Source organism: Microbulbifer flavimaris (assembly GCF_001641755.2).
GTDB classification, from domain to species: Bacteria; Pseudomonadota; Gammaproteobacteria; order Pseudomonadales; family Cellvibrionaceae; genus Microbulbifer; species Microbulbifer flavimaris.
Window position 1 is genome coordinate 257630 of sequence record NZ_LRFG02000002.1, and the last position, 25274, is coordinate 282903.

Annotated in this window: 26 protein-coding genes, 2 tRNA genes and 1 other RNA gene; 9 read left to right on the plus strand and 20 right to left on the minus strand. The window is 59.5% G+C overall.

Annotation, left to right across the window (positions count from 1 at the left end; translation table 11 throughout):
- Nucleotides 1-23: 23 nt before the first annotated feature.
- The 16 genes from nadA to fur all read right to left on the minus strand — a co-directional run bounded on the left by nadA (nucleotide 24) and on the right by fur (nucleotide 11038).
- Complete coding sequence (nadA, locus tag AWR36_RS05935) at nucleotides 24-1082, minus strand: quinolinate synthase NadA (RefSeq protein WP_067082495.1); 1059 nt, start codon at nucleotides 1080-1082, stop codon at nucleotides 24-26.
- A gap of 180 nt (nucleotides 1083-1262) precedes the next feature.
- Nucleotides 1263-1338: transfer RNA gene (locus tag AWR36_RS05940), tRNA-Lys, on the minus strand.
- Nucleotides 1339-1458: 120 nt separating this feature from the next.
- Nucleotides 1459-1534 (minus strand) — tRNA-Lys (locus AWR36_RS05945).
- Between the two features lie 141 nt (nucleotides 1535-1675).
- The gene (gene queC / locus AWR36_RS05950) at nucleotides 1676-2356 is read right to left on the minus strand and encodes a 7-cyano-7-deazaguanine synthase QueC (RefSeq protein WP_067083942.1); all 681 of its coding nucleotides are present in this window, start codon (nucleotides 2354-2356) and stop codon (nucleotides 1676-1678) included.
- A gap of 32 nt (nucleotides 2357-2388) precedes the next feature.
- A complete protein-coding gene (gene queE / locus AWR36_RS05955) occupies nucleotides 2389-3048 on the minus strand; it encodes a 7-carboxy-7-deazaguanine synthase QueE (protein WP_067082498.1) in 660 nt (219 codons plus the stop codon).
- A 93-nt stretch (nucleotides 3049-3141) separates the two neighbouring features.
- The gene (locus AWR36_RS05960) at nucleotides 3142-3840 is read right to left on the minus strand and encodes a YbgF trimerization domain-containing protein (protein WP_231745267.1); all 699 of its coding nucleotides are present in this window, start codon (nucleotides 3838-3840) and stop codon (nucleotides 3142-3144) included.
- 179 nt (nucleotides 3841-4019) lie between these two features.
- Complete coding sequence (locus AWR36_RS05965) at nucleotides 4020-4499, minus strand: peptidoglycan-associated lipoprotein (RefSeq protein ID WP_067082503.1); 480 nt, start codon at nucleotides 4497-4499, stop codon at nucleotides 4020-4022.
- Between the two features lie 113 nt (nucleotides 4500-4612).
- Nucleotides 4613-5908 carry a Tol-Pal system beta propeller repeat protein TolB gene (gene tolB / locus AWR36_RS05970; protein WP_369814731.1) on the minus strand — a complete coding sequence of 432 codons (1296 nt, stop codon included), beginning with the start codon at nucleotides 5906-5908 and terminating at the stop codon, nucleotides 4613-4615.
- The gene (gene tolA, locus AWR36_RS05975) at nucleotides 5908-6690 is read right to left on the minus strand and encodes a cell envelope integrity protein TolA (RefSeq protein ID WP_067082509.1); all 783 of its coding nucleotides are present in this window, start codon (nucleotides 6688-6690) and stop codon (nucleotides 5908-5910) included. Before tolA ends, tolB begins: the two co-directional genes overlap by 1 nt.
- A 17-nt stretch (nucleotides 6691-6707) precedes the next feature.
- Nucleotides 6708-7139, minus strand: a complete 432-nt coding sequence (gene tolR / locus AWR36_RS05980; RefSeq protein ID WP_067082512.1) for a protein TolR — start codon at nucleotides 7137-7139, stop codon at nucleotides 6708-6710.
- Between the two features lie 18 nt (nucleotides 7140-7157).
- Entirely contained in the window at nucleotides 7158-7847 is a 690-nt protein-coding gene (gene tolQ / locus AWR36_RS05985) for a protein TolQ (RefSeq protein ID WP_067082515.1), read from the minus strand.
- Complete coding sequence (gene ybgC, locus AWR36_RS05990) at nucleotides 7844-8254, minus strand: tol-pal system-associated acyl-CoA thioesterase (RefSeq protein WP_067082519.1); 411 nt, start codon at nucleotides 8252-8254, stop codon at nucleotides 7844-7846. The genes tolQ and ybgC overlap by 4 nt, the downstream gene beginning before the upstream one ends.
- A gap of 57 nt (nucleotides 8255-8311) precedes the next feature.
- Complete coding sequence (gene ruvB, locus AWR36_RS05995; protein WP_067082522.1) at nucleotides 8312-9334, minus strand: Holliday junction branch migration DNA helicase RuvB; 1023 nt, start codon at nucleotides 9332-9334, stop codon at nucleotides 8312-8314.
- 46 nt (nucleotides 9335-9380) lie between these two features.
- Nucleotides 9381-9989 carry a Holliday junction branch migration protein RuvA gene (gene ruvA, locus AWR36_RS06000; RefSeq protein ID WP_067082525.1) on the minus strand — a complete coding sequence of 203 codons (609 nt, stop codon included), beginning with the start codon at nucleotides 9987-9989 and terminating at the stop codon, nucleotides 9381-9383.
- A gap of 16 nt (nucleotides 9990-10005) precedes the next feature.
- Nucleotides 10006-10536 (minus strand): crossover junction endodeoxyribonuclease RuvC, encoded by a 531-nt coding sequence (gene ruvC, locus AWR36_RS06005; protein WP_067082528.1) that lies wholly within the window; start codon nucleotides 10534-10536, stop codon nucleotides 10006-10008.
- A gap of 91 nt (nucleotides 10537-10627) precedes the next feature.
- On the minus strand, nucleotides 10628-11038 hold the full coding sequence (fur, locus tag AWR36_RS06010; protein ID WP_067082530.1) for a ferric iron uptake transcriptional regulator: 411 nt from the start codon (nucleotides 11036-11038) through the stop codon (nucleotides 10628-10630).
- Between the two features lie 282 nt (nucleotides 11039-11320).
- Here fur and AWR36_RS06015 point away from each other — a divergent pair, with 282 nt between their 5' ends.
- Nucleotides 11321-11665 (plus strand): outer membrane protein assembly factor BamE, encoded by a 345-nt coding sequence (locus AWR36_RS06015; protein ID WP_067082533.1) that lies wholly within the window; start codon nucleotides 11321-11323, stop codon nucleotides 11663-11665.
- Between the two features lie 7 nt (nucleotides 11666-11672).
- Here AWR36_RS06015 and AWR36_RS06020 read toward each other — a convergent pair whose 3' ends face one another.
- Entirely contained in the window at nucleotides 11673-12008 is a 336-nt protein-coding gene (locus AWR36_RS06020; RefSeq protein WP_067082537.1) for an RnfH family protein, read from the minus strand.
- Nucleotides 12005-12445, minus strand: a complete 441-nt coding sequence (locus AWR36_RS06025) for a type II toxin-antitoxin system RatA family toxin (protein WP_067082540.1) — start codon at nucleotides 12443-12445, stop codon at nucleotides 12005-12007. Before AWR36_RS06025 ends, AWR36_RS06020 begins: the two co-directional genes overlap by 4 nt.
- 199 nt (nucleotides 12446-12644) lie before the next feature.
- On the opposite strand from AWR36_RS06025, the gene AWR36_RS06030 reads away from it, so the two are divergent.
- The 8 genes from AWR36_RS06030 (at nucleotide 12645) to AWR36_RS06070 (ending at nucleotide 21497) form a co-directional block, all read left to right on the plus strand.
- Nucleotides 12645-14063, plus strand: a complete 1419-nt coding sequence (locus AWR36_RS06030) for a sodium-dependent transporter (RefSeq protein WP_067082542.1) — start codon at nucleotides 12645-12647, stop codon at nucleotides 14061-14063.
- An 89-nt stretch (nucleotides 14064-14152) separates the two neighbouring features.
- Nucleotides 14153-14632: an SsrA-binding protein SmpB gene (gene smpB / locus AWR36_RS06035; protein ID WP_067082547.1), complete on the plus strand. Its 480-nt coding sequence runs from the start codon at nucleotides 14153-14155 to the stop codon at nucleotides 14630-14632.
- Nucleotides 14633-14674: 42 nt separating this feature from the next.
- On the plus strand, nucleotides 14675-16021 hold the full coding sequence (locus tag AWR36_RS06040) for a sodium-dependent transporter (protein WP_067082551.1): 1347 nt from the start codon (nucleotides 14675-14677) through the stop codon (nucleotides 16019-16021).
- An 88-nt stretch (nucleotides 16022-16109) separates the two neighbouring features.
- Nucleotides 16110-16498: a transfer-messenger RNA gene (gene ssrA, locus AWR36_RS06045) on the plus strand.
- A gap of 185 nt (nucleotides 16499-16683) precedes the next feature.
- Nucleotides 16684-17967 carry a tyrosine-type recombinase/integrase gene (locus AWR36_RS06050; RefSeq protein WP_082679430.1) on the plus strand — a complete coding sequence of 428 codons (1284 nt, stop codon included), beginning with the start codon at nucleotides 16684-16686 and terminating at the stop codon, nucleotides 17965-17967.
- Nucleotides 17968-18974: 1007 nt separating this feature from the next.
- Nucleotides 18975-20483: a YfjI family protein gene (locus AWR36_RS06060; RefSeq protein ID WP_067082557.1), complete on the plus strand. Its 1509-nt coding sequence runs from the start codon at nucleotides 18975-18977 to the stop codon at nucleotides 20481-20483.
- Entirely contained in the window at nucleotides 20470-20997 is a 528-nt protein-coding gene (locus AWR36_RS06065; protein ID WP_067082560.1) for a hypothetical protein, read from the plus strand. The genes AWR36_RS06060 and AWR36_RS06065 overlap by 14 nt, the downstream gene beginning before the upstream one ends.
- Entirely contained in the window at nucleotides 20994-21497 is a 504-nt protein-coding gene (locus AWR36_RS06070; RefSeq protein WP_067082563.1) for a terminase small subunit, read from the plus strand. The genes AWR36_RS06065 and AWR36_RS06070 overlap by 4 nt, the downstream gene beginning before the upstream one ends.
- Before the next feature lie 93 nt (nucleotides 21498-21590).
- Here the strand turns inward: AWR36_RS06070 and AWR36_RS06075 are convergent, their stop codons facing one another.
- Both AWR36_RS06075 and AWR36_RS06080 read right to left on the minus strand, forming a co-directional pair.
- Nucleotides 21591-21797 (minus strand): hypothetical protein, encoded by a 207-nt coding sequence (locus tag AWR36_RS06075; protein ID WP_067082566.1) that lies wholly within the window; start codon nucleotides 21795-21797, stop codon nucleotides 21591-21593.
- Between the two features lie 29 nt (nucleotides 21798-21826).
- Nucleotides 21827-25222, minus strand: a complete 3396-nt coding sequence (locus AWR36_RS06080) for a TM0106 family RecB-like putative nuclease (RefSeq protein ID WP_082679432.1) — start codon at nucleotides 25220-25222, stop codon at nucleotides 21827-21829.
- Nucleotides 25223-25274 lie beyond the last annotated feature (52 nt).

The window sequence follows — 25274 nt, forward strand, 5'->3', positions numbered from 1 at the left end:
GTTTTTTTGCGTGTGCTGGGTGCTCAGTCCAGCGGCTTGCGGAAGTCCAGCATCCGCTGCAGAGGCTTCATGGCCCGCTTGCCCAGCTCGGGGTCCACCAGAATCTCGTTGTCACCCCGCTCGAGGACCCCGCAGAGGTTTTCCAGCGAGTTCATCGCCATCCACGGGCAGTTGGCACAGCTGCGGCACGTCGCCCCGGCGCCGGCAGTGGGCGCCACAATCAGTTCCTTGTCCGGACACAGCTGCTGCATCTTGTAGAAGATGCCCTGGTCGGTGGCGACAATAAAGCGCTTCTCCGGGCGGGTTTTGGCGGCATTGATGATCTGCGATGTCGAGCCGACCACGTCCGCCAGCTCCACGACTGCCGCCGGGGATTCCGGGTGCACCAGCACCACCGCGTCCGGGTAGAGGGCCTTCAGGTCCGCTACACCCTTGGCCTTGAATTCCTCATGCACGATACAGGAGCCGTTCCAGAGCAACACATCGGCGCCGGTCTCCCTCTGGACATAGCTTCCCAGGTGCTTGTCCGGTGCCCAGAGAATCTTTTCTCCCTCGGCATCCAGGTAATCCACAACATCCAGGGCAATACTGGAGGTCACAACCCAGTCGGCCCGTGCTTTCACTGCCGCCGAGGTATTGGCATATACCACCACGGTACGGTCCGGATGTGCATCGCAGAAAGCGGAGAACTCTTCTGGCGGGCAGCCCAAATCCAGGGAACAGGTGGCCTCGAGCGTGGGCATCAGCACACGCTTGTTCGGGGTCAGGATCTTGGCGGTCTCCCCCATGAACTTCACACCGGCGACGATCAGCGTATCGGCCTGGTGCTCGGCGCCAAAGCGCGCCATCTCGAGGGAATCCGATACGCAGCCACCGGTTTCCTCTGCCAGCGCCTGGATTAACGGGTCGGTGTAATAGTGCGCCACCAGCACCGCATTCTGCTCCACCAGCAGCTGCTTGATGCGATCTCGCCAGTGCTGCAGCTCTTCCTCACTGTACTGGTGCGTCTCGGGCTCCGCCAGGTGGGACTGCACCAGCGTACGGGGATCGAGGGACTCTGCGGAGATCAGCTTCTGACTCATGGCTACCTGTGAAAAGCAGAAAAACGCGCATTATAGCGCGGTCGGTGGCTCGGCACTTTCCAGTCACCAATCACTATCTTAGTGTGACGGTGGACCGTCCAGGGAATCGGCCCCGGCGCAGGAAATCCAGCCGGGAGCCGGCAAAAAAAAAGGGCCGCTTTCGGCGGCCCTCTCTGAAGATGGTGGGTCGTGCTGGATTCGAACCAGCGACCAATTGGTTAAAAGCCAACTGCTCTACCAACTGAGCTAACGACCCGAAAGCGGTGCGTATCTTACTGATCTGTGACAGAAAAACAATTTGATTCTGCCGGCTGCCTGGCCAGGCTCGCTGACCGGGCAACAAAAAGGGCCACCCTCTGGCGGCCCCTCGAAAATATGGTGGGTCGTGCTGGATTCGAACCAGCGACCAATTGGTTAAAAGCCAACTGCTCTACCAACTGAGCTAACGACCCTTTAATTCCTCAGCAACCCTCGTCGGGAGTGCCTCAATGTGAGGAGCTGCGTATCTTACGGATCTATTTCCGAAAAACAATACCTGACAGCAAAAAAATCCCTGAATTTTGAAGGGCTTACGCCCCTGATCCATACCAGCTTCAGCGGCTGGCGTAGACCGTCGGGTCTGCGAGGCCCGCCTCGGCGAAGCCGGCTGCCCGCAGCCGGCAGCTGTCGCAACGGCCACAGGCCGCGCCACTCTCATCAGCCTGGTAACAGGACACAGTTAAACTGTAGTCCACTCCCAGCTCGGTTCCCCGGCGAACGATATCCGCCTTGCTCATTTCCATCAGCGGAGCGCGGATGTGCAGCCGCTGCCCCTCCACCCCGGCCCGGGTGGCCAGGTTGGCCATACGCTCGAAGGCTTCAATATACTCCGGGCGGCAGTCCGGGTAGCCGGAGTAATCCACCGCATTGACGCCGACGAAGATATCCTGCGCCCCCAACACCTCTGCCCAGCCCAGGGCAATGGAAAGGAATACCGTATTCCGCGCGGGTACGTAAGTCACCGGGATTCCGCCCGGCTCATCCTCCGGCACGGCGATATCGTCATCGGTCAGGGCGGATCCGCCGATAGAGCGCAGGTCGAGGCGCACCACCTTGTGTTCCAGCGCTCCGCCGGCCCTGGACACGCGCTCTGCCGCAGCCAGCTCCGAGCGGTGGCGCTGACCGTAGTCAAAACCCAGGGCGTAGCACTCGAACCCCTGCTCCCGGGCCATGGCCAGCACCGTGGCGGAATCCAGTCCCCCGGAGAGAAGCACCACCGCTTTCTTCGCTGTCATTGCGTACTCCTGTTCCCGATCGGCGCGGCCGGTCAAACCCCCGGCACGTCGCCCCATAACAATTTGTGCATCTGCAGCTGCATGCGCACTGAAAGGCCGTCCGCCAGTATCCACTCGGCCAACTGGCGTGGCTGCAGCTGTTCATAACTGGGGGAGAACAGCACCTCTCCCACTCGCTCAGTGAGCTTGTATTGATCCACGGTAAACCGGGCCCAGTCATAGTCACCGCGATCGCAGATGACGAACTTCACCTGGTCCCGTGCCTCCAGGGCGGCAATGTTTTCCATGCGATTGCGGTGCTGCTCGCCGGAGGCGGGGGTCTTCAGGTCCACCACACGGGAAACTCTTGCATCCACGTCCTCAACCGGCATGGCGCCACTGGTCTCCAGCGAGACTTGATAGCCGGCATCACAGAGAGCCGTCATCAGCGGCAGGCAGTTCGGCTGCGCGAGTGGCTCACCACCGGTGACACAGACGTGGCGGGCCGGGTAACTGCGCACCTTGTCCAGAATGGCCGCGAGGGTCATTCGCTCGCCGCCGTAGAACGCGTACTCGGAATCACAGTAAGTGCAGCGCAGCGGGCACCCCGTCAGGCGCACGAATACCGTGGGCAGACCGGAATCCCGGGCCTCCCCCTGCAGGGAATAGAAAATCTCGCTGATGCGGAGGGACTCCGCGGTCAAATCAGTCATGCTCACCACAAATAAAAACGCCCGGACGGGGCAAACCGTCCGGGCGCGGGATCATAGAGCTTTCGTGCTCAAAAAACCAGCGGTGGCCGCGGGCTAGAAGTTCTCCTCGAGATACTTCTTGGCCAAGCCGGAGGCGCGGGCGTCACTGGCGGCAACCTGCTGCAGCAGGTCGCGGGCACGGGAGTCCTCACCCAGCTGGTGATAGACGGTGCCCAGCTTATAGCGACCATCCCACACCTTGGTGGAATTGGGGTAACCATCCAGCAAGGCCACAAACCATTGGCGCGCCTCCTCCAGATTGCCCTGCACCAGCGCAATCTCACCCAGCCAGTAATTGGCATTGGGCGCATACTGGCCGTTGGGGAAGTCATTCAGCAGGCGTTTGAACTCCTTGCTGGCCCCGTCGTAATCGCCGTTGCGGGCAAGGCCGAAGCTGGCCTGATAGCGCTCCCGCTCATCGGCACTGGCCGCCGGGGCGGCGCTTCCAGTGGACGGCGCGGCAGAACCGGTGCCGCCATTGTTGGCATCTGCGCCCTCGGCATCTCCACCATTGGCAGGGGCACCACTCGGGGCCTCACCGCTCAGGCGCGAGATGCGCCGGTCGAGATCCATGTAGTCGTCGGTGCGCTGCTGCTTGAGGCGCTTCACCTCATGCCGCAACTCCTCGACGGCACCACGCAGCTCCAGTACCTCCTGCTGCAATACCTGCATCTGGTAGTAGGCATCCGCCTGGGCATTGCCCTGCTGGCGGGACGGCTGCGAGCCGGCGCGGGCGAGCTGCGTCTCCGCCATGGAGGACTCGGAATAGGGAGCCTGTGGATATGCGGGCGCCGACTGGGTACTGCTCTGACCGGAGTTTCCACCGGAGAGGTCCACAATCGGCGCCTGCGAGAATACTGGCGATGCCGCAGCCAGGACGGCTGCGGCGATCGCGACTTTTCCTAGGGATAAAGTCATCGGCAAAAATGCACTTACTTAACGATTACGACGCGACGGTTCTGGGCACGTGCGCTCTCGTTGGAGCCCGGAACGGCCGGACGCTCTTCACCGTAGCTGATTACTTCCAGGGTGCCGGCGTCTACGCCCTGCAGTACCAGGAAGTCGCGAACGGCGTTGGCACGACGCTCACCCAGAGCCAGGTTGTACTCACGGGTACCCAGCTCGTCAGCGTGGCCTTCCAGGCGAACGCTGGTGCCAGTGCCGCGCAGACGGTCAGCGTGCTGGATCAGCAGGTCACGGGTGTCGCTGCGGAGCAGGGACTTGTCAAAGTCGAAGTAAACGACGTTGTCCAGGGGAACAGCAGTTTCCTGGGCCGGGGCTTCAACTACCGGCTCCTGGGTCTGCTCAACCATCTGCTGCTGGGCAGTGTCGTCGGTATCGGTGCTGGAACAACCAGCCAGTACTACCATTGCGCAAGCCAGACCGAGGCCGGTTTTTACTGATTTAAACATAAGCAACTCCGCTATTTGTGTTATCGAGAAATCCTGAAAAGGTTTTTTTGTATATCGCTCTTAGACTACATTGCCCGCGACCCACCACAGATCAGTGGGACGAGCACCCCAAATCAATCAAAGTAAGGCGACCAGGCCGGCTCACGTACATCGCCCCGCTGGGATGGAAGGTTGTACTTCACCCCGGCATCCAGCGATACCGCTGCCAGTATGCCCCTGTCCCCCCGCTTGGTGGCGTACATCAGCATGGCACCGTTAGGTGCAATGCTGGGGGATTCGTCCAGAGTTGTCTCCGTTAGGAGGCGCATCTGACCGGTCCTGATGTCCATCGTAGCAATCGTGAACACCCCCCTGCTCCGGTGAACCATGACCAGCGTCTTCCCGTCGGGCGACACACGCGATCTCGCGTTGTAGTCGCCGTCGAAGGTTAAGCGGTCAACTTGACCGGTGGCAAGGGTCAATTGGTAAATTTGTGGCTTACCTCCCCTATCGGAGGTGAAAACCAACGATTTACCGTCCGGCATCCAGTTCGGCTCCGTGTCGATGGCAAAGTGCCGGGTCATCCGTGTGAAGCGCCCCGTGTTGAGATCCAGCACGTAGATCTCCGGATTGCCGTCCTTGGAGAGCACCATGGCCATTTTGGTTCCATCCGGCGACCAGGTCGGCGAACTATTGATTCCCTTGAAGTTCGTCAGCTGCTGACGGGCTCCAGTGCGCAGGTTCTCGCGGAAAATGGCCGGTCGACCAGTCTCGAAGGAGACATAAGCCACTTCCTGCCCATCCGGCGACCAGTTCGGTGACATCACCGGCTGGCTGAATCGCCGAATCGACCGCGAGCGCGCACCATCGATATCTGCCCGCATCAGCTCGTAAACGGGACGACCGCCGCTCGCACTCTCGCGCACGTAGATCATCTCCGTATCGAAGGCACCGCGAATACCGGTGATCGCTTCGAAAACCTCATCCGCCGCCCGGTGGGCAACGTCCCGCAACTGGTCGCGGCCACCACTCACCTGCTTGGTGAACATCTTGCTCTGCCCAAAGACATTGGTCAGGTCAAACGTCAGCAGGTAACCGTTGGCCTGGGGCTCGATGCGCCCGGTGACCACGTACTCGGTACCCAGGATCCGCCAATCCCGGAAGATCACCTCGTCCGGCGACTTGGGGAAAGACAGCATGTCTTCCTTGGGCACCGGTGCGAACAGGCCGCTGCGGCGCAGGTCGGCGGAAATGATGTCCGAGACATCCTCCGACAGGATACCGCCGCCAGACCAGCTGAACGGCGCCACCGCGATTGGCGTCGGATCCGGGTTCCCCCGCGTGATCTCCACCACCATCTGAGCCTGGGCCGAGAGGACCAGCACGCAGTTGACGGAGATCACAGACAATAGAATCTTGAGTTTGTTCATCATTGGCGCAGGCCTTCAACTCTGAATATCAATTGTGTGTTTCGTACTTCTCGCTCAAAGGTGGTCGGCTCCTCGCGGGCCAACTCTGCCACTTCGGGAAACACCTCCACTTTTCGCACGGCGTTCAGCACCGAGCGGTCCAGGGCGGCGTTGCCACTACTCTTGGTAATGTTAGAGGCCACAACACGTCCGGTCGGGACAAAGCTGATACTCACTTCGGTGACCATGCCATTGCGGGCGCTGGGAGGCTGGCTCCAGACCGATTCAATGCGCTGCTGGATGGCCTGGGCCACAGACATCACCGCCTGTGTGCTCTCGCGGGCATCGAGCAGCTCCTCCTCTTCTTCAAGGGCCTCCTCGAAAGCGCTCTGGCGCTCCCTTTCCATCTGCTCCTTGCGCTCCTGCTCCTTGCGTTCTTTCTCTTTGCGGGCCTTCTCTTCGGCCGCCTTGCGCTTGCGTTCGGCCTCGGCCTTCCTGCGCTTTTCCGCTTCCTGCTTCTTCTTGCGCTCCAGCGCCGCGCGCCGCTCGCGCTCGGCTTTCGCCTCGCGCTGGCGCTGCTGCTCCTGCTGCTGGCGCTGCTTGATCAGGTCCACCTTCGGCGGCGCCGCCTTTTTCTTGACCGCCGCGTCCATGGTGACCAGCTTCGCCTGCACGAAATTGGGCATCATTTTCCGCGGTGGCTCCTGCGTGGCCTCCCAGCCGAAAGTCAGCACAGCGATCAGCAGCGCGTGAAGTGCCACGCTGATAATGACCGGCAATGCATACGAACTGGCATTATTCATAATGGACTGGCGCCACCCTATTGCTGCGGCGGTTCAGTCACGAGGCCGACACTGGGGGCGCCGGCCTGCTGCAACTGCGTCATGGCACCCACGATCAGCCCGTATTTGGCTTCGGTGTCGCCCCACACCAGCACCGGTGTCTTGGGCTTCTGCCGCAAGACCTTGGCCACCGTCTCGCGGATTTCCTCCATCGGCTTGGCCACCTGCTCGTCCTCGCCCAGGTTCAGGTAGTAGGTCCCGTCGGCACGCACAGAAACGATCAGGGGTTCATCGTCGGTGTCCTCCATCGGCGAGGACGGGGCATCGGGCAGGTCCACCTTCACACCCTGCATCAGCAGTGGCGCGGTCACCATGAACACGATCAGCAGCACCAGCATCACGTCAATGTAGGGGACAACGTTGATCTCCGAGACCAGTTTGCGCTTGCCGCCCTTGCGAAAAACACTCATGACAATCGTCCGGTGGTATTAGCTGGAATGCACCTTGCGGTGCAGGATGGAGGAGAACTCCTCGGCAAATGTCTCGTAGCTGGACAGCAGCGTCTCGGCCTTGGCCGAGTAGCGGTTGTAGGCCATCACCGCCGGAATCGCCGCGAACAGGCCCATGGCAGTGGCCACCAGGGCCTCACTGATGCCGGGAGCCACAGTGGCAATAGTGGCCTGGTGCATGGTGGCCAGGCTGCGGAAGGAGTTCATGATCCCCCAGACGGTGCCGAACAGGCCGATGTAGGGGCTCACGGAGCCGACACTGGCCAGGAACGGCAGGTTCATTTCCACTTTTTCCTGCTCGCGAGACATGGCCACACGCATGGCCCGCTCGGTGCCCTCCATAACCGCCTCGGGGCTGCTGCGCCCCTGCTGGCGCAGGCGGGTAAACTCGGTGAAACCGGCGCGGAACAGGGACTCGACCCCGTCAACCTTGCCCTTCTCGGCCCGGGCATTACCCTCCCTGAAAAGCTGATTCAGGTCCGCACCGGACCAGAAACGCCGCTCGAAGCTGTTCAGACCGCGCTTGGCCCGGGACAGGTACAGCCCGCGCTGGATGATCATGACCCAGGAGATCACCGAGGCCAGGAGCAGGGTCAACATCACCAGCTGCACCAGCAGACTGGCGTTCTGGATCAGCCCCCACAGGGAAAGTTGTTCACCGGCGTTCATTGTTGGATTGCTGCCTTTAATGCTGAATAGATGGATTCTGGTAGCGCGCAGGGTTTGCGGCTGTCATCCGCGACGCAGGCGACTTTGACCACACCCTGACAAATAATTTCATTGCCGCGGAAAATTTTTTGTTCGAAGGTCACCGCGGCACGGCCCAGTTTGCCAATCGCCGCCGAGGCCCTCAAGGCGTCATCCAGCAGCGCCGAGCGCCGGTACTGGATTTCTGCCGAGTGCACCACCAGGAGCAGGCCCTGGTGCGGCATGGCGGGCTTATCATAGCCGAGGGCACGCATGAATTCTGTGCGCGCGCGCTCCATATACTTCAAATAATTGACGTAGTAGACGATTCCGCCCGCGTCCGTATCCTCGATGTAGACGCGGATGGGAATGCTGAAAGGCTCTGTCACCCCGTTTCCTTATTGTTATTGGCTTCTTGACTGCATTGGGCGCCCCGGGGCGCCGCGTTACTTCTTCGGCTTCGGCTCTGGCAGGCCAAAATGCTCGTAGGCAAGCGCCGTGACCACACGTCCGCGCGGCGTCCGCGCCAGATAGCCCTGCTGGATCAGGTAGGGTTCCAGCACATCCTCGATGGTGTCCCGCTCTTCACTGATGGCCGCCGCCAGGCTGTCCACCCCCACCGGACCACCGCCGAACTTCTCGATCATGGCCAACAGCATCCGCCGGTCCAACTGGTCGAAGCCGCGGCCATCCACGTTCAGCATGTTGAGGGCCGCGTCGGCAATGCCGGCATCGACGCTGCCGTTGCCCTTCACATCGGCAAAATCCCGCACCCGGCGCAACAGGCGGTTGGCGATCCGCGGCGTGCCACGGGCGCGGCGGGCCACTTCCCGGGCCCCTCCGTCGTCCATCTCCACCCCCATCAGGCCGGCGGAGCGGCGCACGATGCTGGTCAGATCCTCGACGCTGTAGAACTCCAGACGCTGCACGATACCGAAACGATCCCGCAAGGGCGAGGTCAGCAGCCCGGCGCGGGTGGTGGCGCCCACCAGCGTGAACGGCGGCAGGTCCAGCTTGATCGAGCGGGCCGCGGGGCCCTCACCGATCATGATATCCAGCTGGTAATCCTCCATCGCCGGGTACAGCACCTCCTCCACATGGGGGCTGAGGCGGTGAATCTCGTCGATGAACAGCACATCCCCGGGCTCCAGGTTGGTCATCAGCGCCGCCAGGTCGCCGGCCTTCTCCAGCACCGGCCCGGAAGTGGTCTTGATGGCCGAGCCCATCTCCGCGGCAATGATATTGGCCAGTGTGGTCTTACCCAGGCCGGGAGGGCCGAATACCAGCGTGTGATCCAAGGCCTCGTCACGGAGCCTGGCGGCCTGGATAAAGATTTCCATCTGCTCGCGCACCACCGGCTGGCCCACATAGTCGGCCAGGGTCTTGGGGCGCACGGCGCGGTCGTACTGCTCTTCCTGCCCGCTGGGGCCAATGGGCTCCGGGGCGATGAGGCGGTCGGCTTCTATCACTGCGGGACTCTCCCAATGGAGATGCGGCTGTTAATGGTGGCGAGCATCATGCGGGCACCATGCCCTTCAGCGCCAGGCGAATCAGGGTGGCGCTGTCGGCCTCCGGCTGCTCCTTGCTGGCCCGGGCCACCATCTTGCTGGCTTCGGTGGGTTTGTAGCCCAGCGCCGCCAGGGCGCTCTCTGCCTCGCCCACGTGGTCCACCTTCGGTGCCCCCGCCGCCATCAGCGGAATATCGTTGGCATCATTCAGTTCCGGGGCCAGCTTGTCGCGCAGCTCGATGATCAGGCGCTCGGCAGTCTTCTTGCCCACGCCCGGCACCTTGACCAGCGCGCCCACATTGTCCTCGGCGACACAGCGGGCCAGCGCCTTGCCGTCCAGGCCGGAGAGGATGGCCAGCGCCATCTTGGGCCCCACACCATTGACCTTGATCAGCGTGCGGAACAGCTGTCGATCGGACTCGCGCAGGAAACCGAACAGCTGTTGCGCGGTTTCGGAGACTGACAGGTGGGTATAAAGCTGCACTTCCTGCCCCAGGGGCGGCAGTTCGAACACGGTGGTCATCGGCGCGAGGACTTCGTACCCCACCCCCTGGACATCCACCAGCAGTTGCGGCGGCTGGATTGCGGCAAGGCTGCCGCGCAATCTTCCGATCATTGGATTCTGTTCCCCCTCAGGAAATCGTCAGGCGGCCGCGGCGGAAGCGGCTGTGTGCGCTGCCGGCGGTCTGCACCAGGGTCTGCATGGTGTGCATGTGACACAGCGCCACCGCCAGGGCGTCGGCGGCATCCTCCTGCGGTGCCGCCGGCAGGCGCAGCAGCGTCTTCACCATGTGCTGCACCTGTAACTTGTCCGCAGCACCGCTACCCACCACCGCCTGCTTGACCTTGCGCGCCTCGTACTCGGACACCGGCAGCCCCGCATGGGTGCCGGCCACAATCGCGGCACCGCGGGCCTGGCCCAGCTTCAGTGCCGAACCGGCACTCTTGGACATAAACACATTCTCGATCGCCATCTGCTCCGGCTCATACTGCTGGGCAATCTGGCTGATGGCGTCAAAGATGAGCTTCAGGCGTTCTGGCAGCGGCGTATCCGGAATACGCACCACACCACTGGCCACGTAGACGGCACCACCCCGCTGGATATCGATCAATCCGTAACCGGTTTTGCGCGAGCCGGGGTCGATACCCAGTATCCGGGTCAAGGGCTGCTCCCTGTATGTTTATATAGTGGTGGAAGTGTCCCAAGGCGGGCGGGAAGCGTCAAGGGACGGCACGATGCCGCCCCGGCGGGTCTTACTGCTCTTTCTCTTTTACGTACAGGACCAGGCTGTGGCCGGTGAGTTCGTAACCGTGCTCCTCGGCAATCTGGTGCTGTAGCTTTTCGATCTGCTCGTTGTGGAATTCGATCACTTTGCCGGTATCCGTACACACCATGTGGTCGTGGTGGTCGCCCCGGTCCAGCTCAAATACCGAGTGGCCGCCATCGAAGTTGTGACGGATCACCAGGCCTGCACTCTCGAACTGGGTCAGCACCCGGTAAACGGTGGCCAGGCCCACATCCTCGCCTGCCTCCAGGAGCAACTTGTACACATCTTCCGCACTCAGGTGCTGCTCACTGGCGTTCTCCAGCAATTGCAGAATCTTTACCCGCGGCAGGGTGACCTTGAGGCCTGCCTTGCGCAGCTCCTGGTTTTCATTTGGCATGGATCTGGTTTCCCGACTGAATTCTGGTTGCTACTTTCTATGGTTCGACGCGCCGTCGCTGGCTCCCCGGCATCGCAAGGAAGCGCCTGCCATCTCTGTCAGCGCGCCTGCTCTTCGGTTATTATCCACGCCCAGTGGACACAGCGGAACCCCGGTGACGGTACCAGCGCCCCGACAGGTCGCGCGGCCGGAACTTTCGCCCCCTGGCCGGCTCTTATTCTCCGAGCTGCCGACCTGCACCGGGCACTGCCGCTGCAAAGACAAAAGATAACGGAGCACTGAATGCCCTCTTTCGTGAAATTTCTTGCCATCGCCGGCCTTAGTGCCGTCCTCAGCGCCTGCAGCCTGTTTGAGTTCCCCGGCGTGCACCGCATCGAGGTGCAGCAGGGCAATATCGTCACCCAGGAAATGGTGGATCAGCTGAAGCCGGGCATGACCCGCCGCCAGGTGCGTTTCGTGCTGGGCACACCGCTGATCGAGGACACCTTCAAGCCGAATCGCTGGGATTACGTAAACCGTGTGCGCGACCCGGAAGGCGAGGTCACCCAGAAGCGCTTCACCGTATATTTCAATGGCGACATCCTGATCGCCACCAGTGGCGACCTGCAGCCGGCCGGCTGGCCCTGATCCGGCCCTAGCCTTTCTGCTGCTGCGCCTGCCGGCGCGCCTTTTCCGCCCGCTGCTTGCGCGCCTCTTTCGGGTCGGCAATCAGCGGTCGGTACACCTCCACCCGATCCCCGGGCTGGAGAACATACTGCTCTGCACCCGCCAGCCCCTTGGTGCCCAGTGACTGGCCGAATATTCCGAGCTTGGCCGTGTCCGGATCCACCTCGTCATACTCCTCCGGAATCCCGGAGCGAACCAGCGCTTCTTTCGCAGTGGTGCCCGGCTCCACCAGCAGCTTGATGAGCCGCTGCTCATGGGGCAGCGCGTAGACCACTTCTACAGCGATTGTCTTGATGTCAGTCATAGGGATTTTCCGTATACCTCGTCCGCCCGCGCACTCATGGCCCCCACCATCTGGTTGGCCAGCTCACTGAAAAGCTTGCCCACTGCCGCCGCCACCAGGCGATTGCGAATCGCAAACGACAGGGAGAACTGCACCTTGCAGGCATCCTCCCCCAGCGGCTTGAACTCCCAGTGGCCGGCAAATTCCGAAAAGGGACCGTCCACCAGCTCAAGCTCCATCGACGTTGGACGCTGCAACCGGTTGCGGGTGACAAAGCTCTGCCGGATGCCGGCCCGGGACAGGTCCAGCCGCGCCTCCAGCGTGTGCTCGTCACTGTGTAAAATTTCGGCGTTGCGGCAACCTGGCAGGAACTGCGGATACTTTTCCACATCGTTTACCAGGTCAAACATCTGCTCTGCGCTGTGCATCACCAGCGCGCTGCGCTCTATTTGCGTCATGTTTTCTAATTATTCCAACATCAAGGCCAGTTGCGGCCGACAACCGCAGTTCGCGCGCAATTTTGCCAGCCAGCGCTACTCAAGCAAGGCAAATCCTGCAACAATCGCGACATTAATACCGCTCGGTCGCGCCGATCCTGAGGTACGCGCGGCACTCACGACCAGGCACACACAAGAATAACAGGCAAGCGAGAGTACTATGTCCGCAGCGAGAGAACACTTTGGGTCGCGGCTGGGTTTCATCCTGGCCGCGGCGGGGTCAGCCGTGGGAATCGGCAACTTGGTGGCATTTCCAGTCGCCGCCACCAAGAGCGGCGGCGGCGCCTTCCTGCTGATCTACGCACTGTTCGTCGTCTTTATCTGCCTGCCCGTCATGATGGCGGAACTCGCCCTGGGCCGTCGCACCGACAAGGATCCGGTCGGCGCCTACCGGGAGCTTTCCGGCGGCTCGAAGCTGTGGCAGATCCCCGGCTGGCTGGCCCTGATTACGCCGTTTATGATCGCTGTGTTCTATCTGGTGGTCACCGTCTGGGTGCTCGGCTACCTGGTGGCAACCCTGACCGGCAATCTGGACATGCTCGCCACCGAGGCCTATTTCGGGCAGTTCATCAACTCCCCCACCGTTTTTGCCTACCTGGTGGTGCTGATGCTGATCATCAATGGCATCCTGGCGCTGGGGGTCAAGGACGGTATCGAGCGGGCGGCGAAAACCCTCATGCCGATGCTGTTTGTGATGCTGGTGGGCCTGGTGATCTTCGTTCTCACCCAGGAAAATGCCATGCTGGGTGTACAGTACTACCTGATCCCGGACTTCTCCAAGCTGACGCCGGATGTGCTGAGCAAGGCCATGGCCCAGGCCTTCTTCTCCCTGTCGCTGGGCATGGGCATCCTGATCACCTACGGTTCCTATATGAAGGCCCACCAGTCGGTACCCGGGTCCGCCAAGGTGGTCGCACTGACGGATACCATGGTGGCCTTCACCGCCGGCCTGCTGATCCTGCCGACCATCTTCCACTTCAACCCGCAGATTGACCCCACCGAGCTGAGCGACAGCTCCGCCGGCATGATCTTCCTGTTCCTGCCGAAGATCTTCTACGCCCTGCAGGACAACGTCGGCTATGTCGGCGCCAGCGCCTTCGCCGCGGTGTTCTTTTTCCTGGTGCTGGTCGCGGCAATCACTTCCCTGGTCTCCATCATTGAAGTACCAGTGGCCACCCTGCGCGACGAGCGCGGCATGGACCGGCGCAAGGCCATCTACACCGTGGGCGCCGTGCAGGTGGTACTGGCCATCTTCTGCGCCGTGTCTTTCGGCATGGTGCAGTGGTTCACCGAGTTCGTCACCCTGGCCGGCGCCAACAAGTCCTTCTTCGACCTGGTGGAAATCATCTTCTACGACACCATCCTGCCGCTGAACGGGCTGCTGGTGTGCCTGTTCGTGATCTACCGCTGGAAGAAATCCAACTTCGACAAAGAGCTGCAGGACGGTGATCCCAGCTTTGCCGGCTCGTTCTCACAGCGCTATATCAACTTTGCCCTGGGTACTTTCATCCCGGTCATCTTGCTGCTGATTTTCATCAACACCGTGGCCCTGAAGTTCTTCGGCATCAGCTTCTTCTAGCGGCAACCTGGACCGGCAGGGCCCTCGCTGTGATAGGCCGGGGCCCTCTGTTATGATCCGCCAGTTCGACTCACCGTAAAGAAGTACCTATGGCCAAAAAGAAAAAGGCACCGTCTTCCAACACCATTGCCCTCAACAAGAAGGCTCGCCATGACTACTCCATCGAGGAGAAGTTCGAGGCGGGGGTTGAGCTGCAGGGCTGGGAAGTGAAGAGTTGCCGCGAGGGCAAGGCGCAGCTGACCGACAGCTATGTGCTGATGAAGGACGGCCAGGCCTGGCTGCTGGGTGCCCGCATCCAGCCACTGCCCAGCGCCTCGACCCACTTTGTCACCGAGCCCGACCGCACCCGCCGGCTGCTGCTGCACAAGAAGCAATTGGCGAAGCTGAAGGCTGCAGTGGACCAGAAAGGCTACGCGCTGGTGGCCACCGCCCTCTACTGGAAAAAACACCTGATCAAGTGCGAGATTGCCCTGGGTAAGGGTAAGGCCCAGCACGACAAGCGCGACACCGAGCGGGAGCGCGACTGGAACCGGCAGAAGCAGCGCCTGATGCGCACTGACCACCGCTAAACCAGTCACGCCCGCTAAAGAAGAATAATGACAGGATTGACTATGAGCGCACCGCGAGGACAGTTCAGTTCCAATATCGGCTTTTTGATGGCCGCGGCGGGTTCCGCCGTCGGCCTCGGTAATATCTGGGGCTTCCCCACCAAGGCAGCAGCGAGCGGCGGTGCCGCCTTCGTGATGGTTTACCTGATCCTCGCCTTCCTGCTGGCCTACCCGGCACTGATGGCGGAACTCACCATCGGCCGTTACGCCCGCAGCAATATGGTCCACGCCCTGCGCACCATCGCCAAGGGGCCTGTGAGCCGCTTCCTCGGCGGCCTGACCGGCTTCGGCGGCATCGCCGTCGCCTCACTGATCCTCAGCTTCTATGCCATTGTCGCCGGCTGGATGGTCGCGCACCTGGCAGAGCCCTTTGCCAGCCTGTTCGGTGCCACCGATGCGGCCCAGTGGCTGACCGGCGACAGCACCGCCCGCAACCTGACCTTCACCGCCATCTTCAGTGGCATGACCATGGTCATCATCGCCGCCGGCGTGGAGAAAGGCATCGAGCGCTGGTCCACCCTGCTGATGCCGTCGCTGCTGATCCTGATGCTGCTGCTGATTCTCTACGTGCTGTCCCAGCCCGGCGCCATGACCGGCCTAGAGGTCTACCTGATGCCGGACCTGAGCCTGATCGACCCGGAGCTGATGCTGTCCGCCATGGGCCAGGCCTTCTTCTCCCTGTCACTGGGTGTGGGCACCATGCTGATCTATGGCTCCTACCTGAGCCAGCAGGAGAGCCTGCCGCGCCTCGGCGCCCTGGTGACCCTGATCGATGTGGGTATTGCCTTCACCGCCGGCCTGCTGATCCTGCCGGCCATGTACGTGGCCCAGGAAGCCGGCACCCAGATCTTCTCCGCCAGTGGCGAGCTGATTGCCGGCCCCGGCCTGATCCTGCAGGTGCTGCCGGCACTGTTCAATGAGATGGGCAGTGCGGGCCTGTTCGTGGCCATGGCCTTCTTCGCCCTGATGGTCATCGCCTCCCTCACTTCCTCCATCTCCATGCTGGAAGTGCCGGTGGCGTTTGCCATCGAGAGCCTCAAGGTACCCCGCAAAGCCGCGACCTCCATGATGGGCCTGGTCATCTTTGCCATCAGCACCGTGATCATCCTCAACTTCGATGCCCTGTTCGGCCTCGTGATCAGCATCAGCACCGAATGGGGCCAGCCCCTGCTCGGTGTGGCACTGTGTATCTTCGCCGGCTGGATCTGGCGGCGGGACCAGCTGCTGATGGAACTCAAAGAAGGTCACGAGCACATAGAGAGCACCCTGTTCTGGAAAATCTGGCCCTGGTACGTACGCATCGTCTGCCCACTCCTGATTCTGGCCGCCTTTGCGCAGTCAGTATTCTGAGTGACCGGACAGACAAAACAGGCCACACGGGCCGTATTGTTACGGCCCCGTTTCAGGTATAATTGACTTACCACACAGGGTTTCTACCGGGGATGACTTGGATTCGACGCCGGTGACGAAACCATGGGTGCATGCCGTGATGGCAGCCAATCACGTAAACCCAAAGCTGCAATTTATTAGTTGCCAACGACGACAACTACGGTGCCCAACTCGCTGCGTAAGCAGCCTGTGAAGCACTACTAAGGGTTCGCCCCTTAGCGGCCTTCAGCAAGGTGCCAGTACCGCGCTGTAGGCTGTCATACAGAACTGGATCGCCGTGAACCGCGCCTGTCGGGGATCGGTTAAAACTTTTACAGGCTCGCCAATTACGTCCTGCCCGTTGGGCTGTATGCGGCCAAATCAATAAACGGAACTAAGCATGTAGAGCTCATGGCAGAGTGCTGACGGACGCGGGTTCGACTCCCGCCATCTCCACCAAACAATCGTCTCAGACGACCCCAGAAAGCCCCGCAAACCTAGAGTTTTCGGGGCTTTTTCTTGTCTTTCTCCCCCCAGTTGATCTAGCTTAATCTGACGAAATCCACCATCAGGTGGACGGGTTTATGGACGGGTTGAGCCTATTGCCGCCTTCCAACCCGTCCAAATTAGCTGGAACCCCCGCCATGCCGCTGTCAGACACCAAGATACGGGCCCTCAAGCCCAGAGACAGGAAATATATCGAGGTCGACGAGAAAGGGCTGGCGATTGAAGTCACTCCCACCGGGGCCAAGCGCTGGGTCTTTCGGTTCCGCCTCCATGGCAAGCGTCCGGAGATGGCCCTTGGGCTCTACCCTGACGTGAGCCTCAAGCGGGCCCGAGAACTGCGCGACGAAGCCCGCCAGCATGTCGCCGGCGGGATAGATCCCCGCGATGTGCGACGCGCCAGCAAGGAATCCGCACTGGAGGCCAGCAGGAACAGCTTTGCCGCTGTCAGTCAGGAGTGGTTCGCCGCCAGGGTGGCCCACCTGTCCAAATCATCAAAGGACCGGGCGCAACTGGCCCTGAGTCGTGATCTCATCCCCTACTTGGGCAAGCGACCCATTGCCGAAATCACCCCACCCGAAGTCCTGCGCTGCCTCCGCCGGATCGAGAGCCGGGGCACCGTGGAAACCGCCCACCGGGTAAAACGGGTAGCCAGCCAGGTATTCCGCTTTGGTGTGGCCACGGGCAAGGCCGACCGGGACCCAACAACCAACCTGAGCGGCGCCCTCACCCCCACCAAGAAAAAGCACCTTGCAGCTATCACAGAGCCACTAGAAGTTGGTCGTCTGATGGTTGCCATTGACGGATATCAGGGGACCCCCGTGGTCAGAACCGCTCTAATGCTGTCCCCGCTCCTGTTCTGCCGTCCCGGGGAGCTGCGCAAGCTGGAGTGGGCAGAGATCAACTGGGAGGCACGCCAGATAGAAATACCGGCCGAGAAAATGAAGATGGGGCACCCCCACATTATCCCGCTGGCAGAACAGGCCATAACCCTACTGAAGGACCTTGAACCCCTCACCGGACGAGGCAAGTATGTTTTCCCTTCAGCCCGAGGCCAGAGTCGCCCCCTTTCTGACAACGGGGTCCGGACAGCCCTGCGCTCACTGGGTTATGACAATGACACCATGACCGCCCACGGCTTCCGCGCGATGGCCCGCACTCTTCTTGACGAGGTCTTAAACTTCCGAGTGGACTATATCGAGCATCAACTAGCCCACGAAGTGAAAGACACCCTTGGACGGGCCTACAACCGTACGAAGCACCTACACCAGCGGCGGACCATGATGCAGGAATGGGCGAACTATCTGGACAACCTTCGAAGCCAAAGCCAAGCCGCTTGCCTGAGGAATTTATATGAAGTTCACCCACATGAACCGCACAGCTCTCCGTCCCCAAAGAGACCGCGCCCCACGGAAACCAATTAAGATCACTGAGGGCTTGACGAGACTTGTGCTGAAGCTGTATAAAAACGTCATGCTGGTCACAGTACTGCCAGCAGACAAGAAACCCGCCCCTTGGCGGGTTTTTTTATGCCTGAAATCCGTACCCATTTCAGGGATACCTCATTGGTCCCGGTCATGGGGCTGACTCCACATTAACCGTGTAGACCACTTATGAACCGGCCTCATGCCGGTTTTTTTGTGCCCAAAAAACGGAAACCACATGAAAAAAGACATCAGATATCAAGCAGGTCGAGAGGGGGCCCACCCCCAAGGGCTGAAACAGCCACCATACATTCTTGACCCATCTGTCCTGTATCGAGCGACTGGTTGCGCAAAAATCTTCGGCATCGGGGTATCGACGTGGTGGCGTTGGGTTGCAGATGGGCGAGCTCAGAGGCCAATCAAGCTCGGACCGCGGACATCAGTATGGCAGGGTTCGTATCTCCTCGAGCTTCAACAACAGCTAATCGCAGAATCTGAGGAGGCATGAAGATGCAAGCGCAAGTAAGACACGTAACACGTCTTCAAGCCAAGAGTATTAGCAGTGCGATATACATAGTCAGTCGCTATCTAACAGTCCTTTTCACCACAAAGCGGCAAATGCATGCGATTGCATGCCTACTGGTTAGAGGTCATGACGGCCATGAACTAAGAGAGATCCTGGACACCAAGAGACCCGGAGCCGTCATTGCTCAGCTACGAAAACGGGGATTGAAAATCCCCTCTACATCCACATTCACCTACGGAAAACATGGCTGGCTTTGGCGTAAAGTCTATAAATTTAGTAGCGAAGATCGCCAAACACTAGCGGAGCTAGTTCACCTCAGCAAGAAAAAGCAGGGGGGCAAAAACTAATGAATCCCTGCACTCTAGTTGAGTCAGTATTCCCGGGAAGAGAAATCTGTATTGTCCCCGATGAGCGGCTACATTCCCCCCATGGCGAGATTATGACTCGTAACGGATCGGGCTATGCGGTGAGTCGCTGTGGCATGATTCTCGCAATCCTAGTGAATGGTGATGTTGAATATCATTATCCCGACGATGTAGATGCTATTAGCTTAAAATCATTTCAACTTGTCGTCGACACTGCAATTGCCAACCTCCCCGCAGAAAAAGCCGGCACATATAACACGGAAGATCGGGAGCCGAAAGGCTTGCAGTTTGAGGCAAAACCCACGTTCCCGGTGGATGCTCTGGGTGAAATACTTGGAGGCGCAGCCGCAGAGATTGCGGCTGCGGTACAGGTCCCTGTTGAACTGGCAGCCCAGTCTGTCCTTGGCGTCGCCTCATTTGCAGCACAACGTGTCACCAATATCCGCCATCCTGTCCTGCAGACAGAGATTCCCCTCTCTCTCTTCTTGCTCTCTGTGGCCCAGAGTGGTGATCGGAAGTCGGCCTGTGACAAGCAGGCTGCGCGGGCCGTCAAGGAGCATTCACGGGCATTATTTGAAGTCTACCAGCAGGAACATCAGGAATACCTGAGACGCAAAGCCGAGGGCGGCGCTGAGCTAATCGCGCCCAGGGAAGCAAATCTCATTATTCGCGAACCCACCCTGGAAGGACTGCAGAAATCTTTTGAAAACGGTCAACCCTCACAAGCTATTTTCAATGACGAAGCCGGCAGCTTCTTCGGTGGTCACGCCATGAAGCCTGAGAACGCTGCCAAGACTATCTGTGGGCTATCGGAGTTCTGGGATGGGCAAGATATTGTGCGCACCCGCGCCTCAGACCGCATACTCTTGACTAACCGCCGGCTTGCGGTGCACCTGTTAACACAACCGGTGATTGCCGAGACCCTACTCAAAGATCCTCTACTACAACAACAAGGCATCTTTGCCCGATTCCTGGTCTGTCACATCGACTCCATTGCCGGCAGCCGATTTATTGATCGGAACCTCCCTCCGGTGCCACATACAGCCAGAGACAGACTCCACAAAGAGGTTCACAGGCTACTCAACTCGCAGTGGGAGGCTGATTTTACCGGTGGTGTTGTGCTGCCATGCATGGAACTTGAGCCACATGCGGTCGAGGCCTGGGATCTGCTCTACAACGAGTCAGAGAAGGAGCAAGCTCCCGGTGGGGCATTTGAGATCATTGGCCCATTTGTGTCAAAAGTGGCCGAACAGGCCTTGCGAATCGCGACGATTCTGGCCGTCTTCGAGGACAGCCCAGCGGTGTCTGTGGACGCTATGTTACGGGCAACCCGGCTGGCTAACTTTTACCTTAATACCACATTACGACTTGCACAGGAGCAGGAGGCAGAACCACTGGAACTCCGTGCACAGCAATTCATCGAGTGGTTGGCTATGAAGCGCGGTGGTCGGGCGACTATCGAGGAAATTGATAAATACTCCCCACGACCACTGAAACTACGTAGAGATCGAAGACACATTCGTAACGTCATGCAGATTTACTGTGAATCAAAACTCCTGAGACAAGTCGGCACTGACGGACGAGGACAGCCGAATCAATGGGAGGTCTTCGATGCCGCAACTTAATATCACCTCGATGGCGGAGGCCTTCTTTGCTCCTGAAAAGTCCAATGCTGCCCCCATGGCTCCCCGGCTTTCTGGCTCTATATCAGATTCTATACAGGGTGGTGTGGCTCTTCAGCCGGCTCCAAAGCGGCTTCGCCAGCACGAGGCTATTAATAGTAGCCAAACTCAGAGAAGCCATGAAGAAGCCAACGTTGGAGCCACACAAGCCACGGCCGAATCCGGGGTAGAGCCAAAAAGCCAACAGAGCCGGGAGCCAAGAGCTGCAATCACCCCGAACCGCCTGCAGATCAGGGAGCATCTGGAGGCACTCGGGGCCGAGCCTCTCCCTGAAGATATTCAGTTTTATCAGTCAGTATTACCAATCAGGACACACGCCCACAATGCTCTTCTCAGAGCGCTAGGTGCTGTTTGGATGGCAGTGATGGCGCTCGAGGAAGTGGATCATAAAAAACAGAATCGCGGGCGCCATGCCGCCAATTGCTGGCTACGAAATATACTAGGGATCTCAAAATGAAGAAATTAACCCACAAGCAGACACTCTTTGTTGAAGAGTATTTGATAGATCTGAATGCGACTCAAGCTGCAATCCGAGCCGGCTATAGCAGCACTACCGCTCGGCAAATTGCAGCTGAAAACCTGTCAAAACCTGACATCGCAGAGGCCATTAATCACGGGATCGCCAAGAGACTGCAAAGAACCCGAACTAGCGCTGACGGCGTGCTGCAAAGACTCGTCGAAATCGACCAACTAGATATCAAGGACCTGTTCGATGAAGCAGGAAGAATCAAGCCGATTCACCAATGGCCAGACGCGTGGAGCAGGAGCATTAGCTCGTTTGAGCTGAAAATGCCCAGTGAAGATGACCCTCATACCGCATCATTAAAAATTAGGTTGCCTGACAAGCTTAAGAATCTGGAACTAATCGGCCGACACAGCCAGGTGGGGGCATTTCGCGAAAAATCAGACTCTACAGTGGCCGGGATAGAGGATTTAATCGATGAGTTAACCAGCTAGGAAATCTGAAGCTGCTGGGCAGCAGCCTCATGAAACAGAGTCTCTATCGATTTTGATCGACATCACATAATAACGCTCTCGACACGATCGCCGTTACTTGCCCTCGGCTTCTTCAAGGACGATTGGGTCAACAGGGCCATCGTAATCAATGATGCCCCGGGCAAGGCGCAGCCAATAGCGGTCTCCCACCTTATCGGCTCTTTCAGCGTGGAAGGGAACATGTTTCAAGCGGTACTTGAGACGACCCGCATCGCGGATATGGATATCGCTGTAGCCCCGGAGTGCTTTTGGCTTTTTCACTGATCTTTCTCTTTAACCGATTTTAATACTTAGAAGTTATCCATCCAGTCTGCATTTGTCAGCCTCAGCCACAGGTTCAGGCGCTTTAGGTCCGACAGGCTACCCGCTTTTGCCATACCGAGCAGCGGACTGCCGACAATCACTACCAGTGCCTGCGCCCTCGAAATGGCGACATTGAGCCGGTGTTTGTCTAGCAGGAAGTCCATACCCCGAGGAGAATCGGCGGCATCACTGGCGCACATACTGAGGAACACCACCGGGGCCTCCTGCCCCTGAAATTTGTCGACACTGCCGACCCTGGCTTTTGGGCCGAGCGCTTGCTGTAACTTTTTGACCTGGTGGTTATACGGGGCGACGAAAAGGATATCCTCCAGGGTCAACTCCCGAAGGCCACCCGCCTTATCGTGATAGATCCGGCCGATCAGCTCTTTGGCACTCTCCTTGATGGCCGTAACCTCCTCGTCGCTGGCTTGAGTATTGCCCTCATGCGCGACCGGCAAGAAGACGACCCCGGCCTCACAATCCAGCGCCCCCCTGTAGCCATCGGGCACCTCAACCACCTGCATGGCATTATCGGAAGCCGCATGCAGCCGCCCGCCATAAAAGGCCTCTGATACCACCTGATTGACTGCCGGGTGCATCCTGTAGGTTGTGTCAAGGAACACGCCCATGGTGTCGTCAATGGCCGCCTGCTCACCTAACAAGTAGTCAAGCACCGACAAGCCAGACAACCCGGGGTGGCTGCCCTGGATCGGCTGGCCGAGTTGCATTTGGTCTCCCAGCAACACCAGGTTCTTGGCAGCGCCGCTGATGGCAACGAGGTTGGCCAGACTGACCTGTCCAGCCTCATCCACGAACAGATAATCAAAGCGACCCTGCAACTCCTCGCGGGAGAACCCCCACGCGGTGGTACCAATCACCGCCCCGGGCTCAACCACCGACTCAAGTTTGGAATTGGTCATCACCGCGATCCCCAGCTCTGCCAGGCGGGGGTCGTTGTCCTTGGTGCAGGTAAAGGATGCCTCTATTCCCTGTTTGCAGCATTGGTCCGCGGTGCCAATCAGCAGGTTGTTGATCGCCTTGTGACTATTGGAGCAGATGCCCACGGCCTTGCCCTCCCGCACCAGCTCCGCGATGAGGTGCTTGCCGGTATAGGTCTTGCCCGCACCGGGTGGTCCCTGGATAGTCAGATAGCTGTCCTGCAGACCACAGACTGCATGAATGACCTGATGAAGAGGCGTCGTTGCCGCTCCGTCATCCACGATCGGCGTGCCGGGTACGATCCCCTTGATCCGTGGCGTCGCTCGTGCGAGAAAGTCACCAATTGCACACGCCCCCCAATCTCCCCGCTCATACGCCGCGACTTGCCGGTCCAGGGCCAATTCAATCAGGCCCGGATTGACGTATTCATCTGGAATGAGCGTGATCAACGTGGGCGGCTCCCGCATACTGGAGACGACGATCCGGCCTGCCTGCAGATCACTTTCCAATTTCTCGTAGCCCACCCGCATGGTCTTGCCATTTTCGTTCTCTTCCCCGGCAATGTAGAACGTCGAGCCCGCCCCCTTGAACTCCTGACTCGGGTCAAACTGATATTCATAGGCCCGCTTGCGGGCATTGGGGGTCGGCTTGAATGGTGGGCGCTGCGTGCGGACACACTGGGCAAGGCAATTGATGTCATCCGCCAGATCTTCGTCGGACAGCCCGAGACGGTCGAAAAGTCTCCAGAATACCGGCTTGGCCTCACGGCGATGAAACTCCAGCAGCCAGGCCAGGGTCTCCGTGACAACCGACTGAGGGACTGACGAAGTTCCCTCTCCCTGCTGTGCGGCGCTCTCTGCTCTTTCCCGCCGCTCCTGTGTGCGCTGCTGCTCTGCCAGTACCAACAAACGCTCTCTACACAGTATGCGCTCCGTTGCCTCTTGGCTCGGCTCCACATCCCTAGGCTCGGCAAGGCCAATGTAAGGAATATCATGTTGGCGCTGCTGCTGCCGCAGCCAGTCCACGAGCTCCTGGGTCGAATTGCAGTCATCGATGTTGTAGTCGCGGATACTGTTGAGAATCGCGGAAGTCTGCCAAGTGTCACCATCGCGCTGTTGGCGCCACTGCTCATACACTACGACAGAGTCACCGCCTGTACCGACCTCGGTCTCACGTTGTCCTCGATAGAGATGCTCGACACTTTTTATGGAATAGTTGCGTTCTCCCAGGCGCAGGCCATGGCGTACGATTTTATAGAGATCGACAAAGACTTCGTTGCGCAGCAACTGATCGACCTCATGCTCACAAACGCCATAACGCCCCATCAGGCGACGGCAGGCTGCTACTTCATAATTGGCGTAATGGTAGATATGCATACTCGGGTCCTGCTGCCAGCGCCCATAGACCCAGAGAATAAACGCCTCAAAGGCTCGCTTTTCCTGCGCAGCGTCATGGGCCCAGAAGTCCTTGAAGCAGCGACCCCCGTTTTCATCAAAGTAAGTCGCGCCCCACAGGTACTCAAGACCGCCCTCTTCCAGGGGGAAGCCCTCGATATCGAAGAATACATCCAGCGGCGATTCTGGCGGCAGTAAAGCGAGCCCCAGTTGCTGCCCCGCCTGTGGCACCAGGATTTCGAATTTAGGTTCTTCACAGCCTGCACTGGCGCGCTGTATCTGCGCCTGCGCCTGAAGGCGCGAGAACACAGTATCAGGCATGCCCGGCACCCGGGTGCGCATGGACTCTGCCAGCCCCTCGAGCGTTTCAATACCTGTCGCTTGGAGCTTCTTGACCTGCGCTCGCGTGATATTGGCAACCCGGCTGAGGTGGTCCCGCTCGTCGAGAATGGATTCCGCATACTGGCCCCAGCGGCCCCTGGCGCGCGACTCGGCGGGATCCGGCATTGCGTCGGCCCTGAAGTGCGCCTCGGCTAACAGGAATAGCTGTTTTTGCACCCGGTAGTAGTGGAGGTATTCTTCAAGCGGAAAGCTCTGCAGCTGGCCACGGCCCAAGACAACAGCCACTGACTCCGGTAGGCGTCCCTGCCACTCGGCCAGCATCTCAGCATAGGCACACAACTGGATTAGATGTGACGGTTTCACCGTGCCGGAGAGCTTGGCATCCCATACGGTGTAGTGATAATCGCCAAGTTCAGAGGCTCCGTCGACCCGAATCAGGAAATCCGCATGCCCGTGAAAAGACCCCTTTTTCAGAGTCGCCTGGTAAATCACATCGGCTCCGCGACGCATGGCGGCATGGGTTTCAACCAACTGATCTGCGAGTGAGACATCGCGGGGGATCTCGACGACCTCCTTGCCACTCTCCTTCAGGTTACTGAGTACCTCCGCCTCATGCTCAAGGCCGCGCTGTTCCAACACAGCAAGTAATGGATCCTCACCGTCGGGCTCAATTCCGTGCTCGGGATTTTCGACTGTCAATCGCTCCATCCAGGCCGCAAATGGCGACTCAATGAAGCGACAGAGATCTGACGGCGAATAG

What these genes read in the sequence shown, in the direction of transcription:
- nadA (WP_067082495.1), bottom strand. Translation starts at nt 1,082, where the DNA reads ATGAGTCAGAAGCTGATCTCCGCAGAGTCCCTCGATCCCCGTACGCTG.
- queC (WP_067083942.1), bottom strand. Translation starts at nt 2,356, where the DNA reads ATGACAGCGAAGAAAGCGGTGGTGCTTCTCTCCGGGGGACTGGATTCC.
- queE (WP_067082498.1), bottom strand. Translation starts at nt 3,048, where the DNA reads ATGACTGATTTGACCGCGGAGTCCCTCCGCATCAGCGAGATTTTCTAT.
- AWR36_RS05960 (WP_231745267.1), bottom strand. Translation starts at nt 3,840, where the DNA reads ATGGCGGAGACGCAGCTCGCCCGCGCCGGCTCGCAGCCGTCCCGCCAG.
- AWR36_RS05965 (WP_067082503.1), bottom strand. Translation starts at nt 4,499, where the DNA reads ATGTTTAAATCAGTAAAAACCGGCCTCGGTCTGGCTTGCGCAATGGTA.
- tolB (WP_369814731.1), bottom strand. Translation starts at nt 5,908, where the DNA reads ATGAACAAACTCAAGATTCTATTGTCTGTGATCTCCGTCAACTGCGTG.
- tolA (WP_067082509.1), bottom strand. Translation starts at nt 6,690, where the DNA reads ATGAATAATGCCAGTTCGTATGCATTGCCGGTCATTATCAGCGTGGCA.
- tolR (WP_067082512.1), bottom strand. Translation starts at nt 7,139, where the DNA reads ATGAGTGTTTTTCGCAAGGGCGGCAAGCGCAAACTGGTCTCGGAGATC.
- tolQ (WP_067082515.1), bottom strand. Translation starts at nt 7,847, where the DNA reads ATGAACGCCGGTGAACAACTTTCCCTGTGGGGGCTGATCCAGAACGCC.
- ruvA (WP_067082525.1), bottom strand. Translation starts at nt 9,989, where the DNA reads ATGATCGGAAGATTGCGCGGCAGCCTTGCCGCAATCCAGCCGCCGCAA.
- fur (WP_067082530.1), bottom strand. Translation starts at nt 11,038, where the DNA reads ATGCCAAATGAAAACCAGGAGCTGCGCAAGGCAGGCCTCAAGGTCACC.
- AWR36_RS06015 (WP_067082533.1), top strand. Translation starts at nt 11,321, where the DNA reads ATGCCCTCTTTCGTGAAATTTCTTGCCATCGCCGGCCTTAGTGCCGTC.
- AWR36_RS06020 (WP_067082537.1), bottom strand. Translation starts at nt 12,008, where the DNA reads ATGACTGACATCAAGACAATCGCTGTAGAAGTGGTCTACGCGCTGCCC.
- AWR36_RS06025 (WP_067082540.1), bottom strand. Translation starts at nt 12,445, where the DNA reads ATGACGCAAATAGAGCGCAGCGCGCTGGTGATGCACAGCGCAGAGCAG.
- AWR36_RS06030 (WP_067082542.1), top strand. Translation starts at nt 12,645, where the DNA reads ATGTCCGCAGCGAGAGAACACTTTGGGTCGCGGCTGGGTTTCATCCTG.
- smpB (WP_067082547.1), top strand. Translation starts at nt 14,153, where the DNA reads ATGGCCAAAAAGAAAAAGGCACCGTCTTCCAACACCATTGCCCTCAAC.
- AWR36_RS06040 (WP_067082551.1), top strand. Translation starts at nt 14,675, where the DNA reads ATGAGCGCACCGCGAGGACAGTTCAGTTCCAATATCGGCTTTTTGATG.
- AWR36_RS06050 (WP_082679430.1), top strand. Translation starts at nt 16,684, where the DNA reads ATGCCGCTGTCAGACACCAAGATACGGGCCCTCAAGCCCAGAGACAGG.
- AWR36_RS06060 (WP_067082557.1), top strand. Translation starts at nt 18,975, where the DNA reads ATGATTCTCGCAATCCTAGTGAATGGTGATGTTGAATATCATTATCCC.
- AWR36_RS06065 (WP_067082560.1), top strand. Translation starts at nt 20,470, where the DNA reads ATGCCGCAACTTAATATCACCTCGATGGCGGAGGCCTTCTTTGCTCCT.
- AWR36_RS06070 (WP_067082563.1), top strand. Translation starts at nt 20,994, where the DNA reads ATGAAGAAATTAACCCACAAGCAGACACTCTTTGTTGAAGAGTATTTG.
- AWR36_RS06080 (WP_082679432.1), bottom strand. Translation starts at nt 25,222, where the DNA reads ATGGAGCGATTGACAGTCGAAAATCCCGAGCACGGAATTGAGCCCGAC.